Genomic DNA, 4,145 nt, shown 5'->3' with positions numbered 1-4,145 from the left:
CGGGCTGGCTTGTCGCTGTCGCTGCCGGACATGCCCATCTGCCAGAGCCCTGCCCCGCCCGGAGCTGCCGGGTCAGGTACGAAACCCACGGTGAAGGCGCTCTGCTCGTCTCCCGTAGCGCTCACGGCCGTCTTCGCCTCGTCCAGCTCCGCCGCGGCTCGCACCCAGGCGGTCACCGTGAAGCTCTTGCTCGTGTCGACCGGCACCTCGCCGGTCTGCGCGTAGTCGTCGACACCGTCCAGCAGCAGGCCGTTGTCGCCCATGAACGCGCCGGAGGGGTCGATCCGGGCGTCGCCGTGCAGGGTGGCGTCGTTGTTCAGCGGTCCGGCGTCCGGGGTGGTGCCGGTTCCGTTCGCCGGGTCGCTGGCGTCGTCCATCTGCCACCGGCCGGTGAGGACGGGCCGCTGCTGGAAGAGCTGCTGTGCCTCGTGGGCGGAGACGGGGCGGTCGAAGAGGCGGAGGTCGTCGATCTGGCCGGGGAAGTGGCGGCCGGGTTCGCCGCTGTAGTTGCCGGCGCCGATCTGGAGCGGGCCGTCGGCGTAGAAGGCGCCGCTGAGTTCCGTGGATCCGGCCTCGGTGCCGTTCACATACAGCGTGAGGGTGTTGGCGAGCGTGTCGTGGACTCCGACCAGGTGCGCCCAGTCGCCTGGGTGCGCGCTCTGCCCGTCGAGCTGGGTGGCCCGTACGGGTTTGGCTTCGGGGTCGTCGGCGTCGTACTGGTTGAAGGCCCATTTGTCCAGGTCAGCCGAGTAGTACAGCTCGAAGCCCGGACGGTGCTCCCCCGCCTGGGCGGTGATGATCGCCGCAACGTTGGTCTTGTGCTCCAGCTTCGCCCAAGCTGAGACGGAGAAGCTGCGGGAGGAGTTGACGTGCGGGGAGGCCACCCGGGCATGCCCGTCGGTGCCGTTGAGACTGAGGGACTTGCCCGCCACTCCGTCGGCGCCCGCGGTGACTCCGCCGTGGTACTTGGCGGGCAGTACGTCGCCGTGCGCCGCCAGTTCGGTGGCTCCGGGCGCTTCCTCCATGTCGAAGACCGCGATCGCGGGCCGCCCCGGATCGCCGACGCGGCCCTTGGCGTGGAGGGTGTCGACCTCCGACTGGGCGATGCGCTTGTCGAAGATCTGCAGGGAGTCGATCTGGCCGGGGAAGAAGTTCTTCGTCAGCTCACCGTAGGAGCCCGCACCGATGCGCAGGCCCCTGCGGGCCTCCCACGCGCTGGGGTGGTCGGTCTGGCCGGCCAGCTTGCCGTTCACGAACAGCCGCAGGTGCTTCTCGACTCCGTCGTAGGAGCCCACCAGGTGGGTCCACTCCCCCGGATGCGCGTCGCCCGGCTGGTCCGCCATGGCCCGGACGACCTTGGCGTCGATGTCGTCGGAGGCGTAGTGGTTGAACACCCAGCGGTTGTGGGCGGCCGAGTAGTACAACTCGAAGCCCGGAGCGTGGTTTCCCGGCTGGGCGGCGATGATCGCCGCACGGTCGGTCAGCTCGGACATCCTCACCCAGGCCGAGACCGTGAAGCCCCGCCGGTTGTTGACGACGGGGATGTCGGTGGTCGCGTAGCCGTCCGTGCCGTTGAAGGTGGCCGCCGTGCCGATGGCACCCTCGTCGCCGGGACTGACCCCGCCGTGGACGGTTGCCTTGCGGCCGGGGGTGGACCCTTCGGCTTCGGTGCCGCCCGCGTCCTCGTCGAACTGCCAGGTCGCACGCTCCGGTTGGCCGGCCTTCACCCGGAACTGGTAGGTGCGGATCTCCGAACCGTTGCCCGCCTCATCGAACGCCTGCGCGGTGACGAAGTTCAGTCCGGGCTTCCCCGGCAGTACCTTCGCCGACTTCGCGGCGCCGCCTGAGGTGCTGAGCTGCCGCTTCGCGCTCGGATCGCCGTTGATGCCGTACCGGTACCGGTTCACGTCGCTGTCCGAGGCGTCCAGCGCGAAGAAACCGTACCGGCCCACGCCGTCGTACCAGGGATCGTCCGGATCCCCCGGATCGGACGCCGGATACTCACCCGAGGAGATCGACGGCGCCTTGGGCACCTTCGTATCCCTGACGAAGTAACAGGCCGTGGGCGAACCGGCGGCGGACCAGGACGAGTACTGCGCACCGTCATAGACGCGGACGTACCAGTGCACCGTCCTGTTCTCCGGCACGGAGGAGGGCAGGGAGACCGCGAAGTCGGATCCGGACTTCTTGTACGTCGTCCGGCCCGGCTTCCAGCGGGCGATCAGGCCCTTGCCATCCCCCGTGTCCCACTTCGCCTGGAACTGGACCGCCACATGGTCGCGGTCCGGATCCTTGATGTTGCTGGCGTACACCTTGCCCAGCGTGCGCACCCGAGCCTTGTCGCCCGAGCTCTTGCACACACCGCCGTACTCCATCGTCAGCTGCGACATCCGCACCTGGTAGGGCGGACGGTTGTACTTCACCCGCAGATGCGCCTTGTCGGAGAAGCGCTTCCACGTCAGCTTGTCGGACTCACTGGTGGCCTTCATGCCGAAGGTCAGCGACGACCACTTCTTCGAAGCGGCCTCCTGCACAGCCGCCTTGACGGAGAACTCGGCGTCCTTGGACGCGCAGCCCTCATAGCCGTAGGCGAACGACTTCGACGACAGCCGCTCGACCCAGAAGCCGGACGCCGACTGCGAGTTCCAGGTCGTCGACGAGCTGATCCCCTTCGTACGCCACAACTGCACCTCACGATCCGTGCAGGAGGCCGAATGCACGTTCCGCACCACGAACTCGGCGGAGAGGATGTCCTTGCCCGCGAAACGGGAGGTCGGAATGCGGTAGAAGAGGCGCTTAAGGTCCTGGGGCTTGCAGTACGCCCAACCGCAGTAGCCGAGCCCGGCGTTCGACTCGCCGTTGAACTTCCACTGCGGGGACGAGGACCAGTAGCGCGAAGCCATCGTCCACGCCGACGCGCGCGGAGAATGCCACTGCGGATCGATGAACACCGGGTAGGCGGTGTCCTCACCGCGCAGGACGTCCTCGTCCGGGGTGAGCACCAGCTCATCCCCCGCTGCGGGTACTTCCACGCCGACCGGGGCGAGCTTTCCGGACTCGGTGGGCGCGGGCTCACCGTCTCCGCCGTCCTCGCCCTCCAGGGCAGCGGACCGCTTCGCCGAAGGCGCCGCGTCCCCTGCCCCGCCGGCACCCTCGCTGGAGTCCCACATCAGCGGGGTCGACGCCTCGAACACCGGGGTCCTCGCTCCCGCGTCCACCGCTTCCAGCCCGCCGGACGAGGTCTCCCGTACGGTCATGCCCGCCGCGTCCAGACCGAGCCGCAGTTCGGAGAGCTCCGTACTGGCCGCAGCCTGCGCCGACTTGACCACCAGCAACTGCGAGAAGCCGTCCACCTGCGCCGACAGCCGCAGATCCACACCGGGCAGTACTTCTGGGTAGACCGCTGTGTCACCCGTCAGCTGCGGTGTGGGCAACTCGCCTTTCGGCCAGCGCACTTCCAGTTCACGCCCGGTGCGTTCCATCCGGACGAGGGGAGCGTCACCGCCGCCGGAGAACTCCAGGCCGATGGTGGCCACCTTCGGGGCGACCATCCCGCCCTCGGAGGCGGCAAGATCGGTGTCCACCCGCTGCCAGTCGCCGTCCACCCGCGCCCGTATGGGGCGCAGATACTCCCGCCCCTCCAACTTGCCGTCCGGGGTGGCGAACAGCTCGCTGCTCTCGCCGCGGCGCGAGGTCACCTCGACGGCTTCCCCGGTGCGTTCCGCCTCGGCGAGGGCTTCCTCCTCGGAGCGGGGCGCCGCTTCCGCGCCCGACTCGTCCCCAGCGGTGGCCGCCGACGTCGGCTGCGGTTGCTGGGGTGACCGGCCCGGGGGGCTGGCTGCGGAGCTGCCCGGCAGCAGCCCTGCGGCCAAGGCGAGACCCAGCACAGAGACCACCCACCCGCTGCGCAGACTGCGTCTGCGTCTGCGTCTGCGTCTGCGCAGAGCTCTCCCCATAACCCCCACACCCCACCCACAAGTTGAAGATCTCGTAAGAAACAAGTGGCTTGACGTTAAGGGAAGTTAAGTAAACTGATCTACGCCACCAAAGCAGACATGTATGACCATTCAGCACGCGCCCTTAGTGACCTGAATCACTTTTGCATGCAGAAGGGAACCGAAACCGTCCTAGACGGTCAGTGAACA

Annotated in this window: 1 protein-coding gene; it reads right to left on the bottom strand. The window is 68.3% G+C overall.

All coding sequences use genetic code 11. From position 1 onward, the window contains the following. Positions 1-3,896 (bottom strand): LamG domain-containing protein (locus tag LHJ74_RS34005; protein WP_311203382.1); only part of this gene is annotated, 3,896 nt, incomplete at its 3' end. Positions 3,897-4,145 lie beyond the last annotated feature (249 nt).

It is taken from the genome of Streptomyces gossypii (assembly GCF_025165795.1).
GTDB lineage: Bacteria > Actinomycetota > Actinomycetes > Streptomycetales > Streptomycetaceae > Streptomyces > Streptomyces gossypii.
Note: the sequence above shows the minus strand (reverse complement) of the source record. Positions and strands in the feature narration are given on the sequence as shown.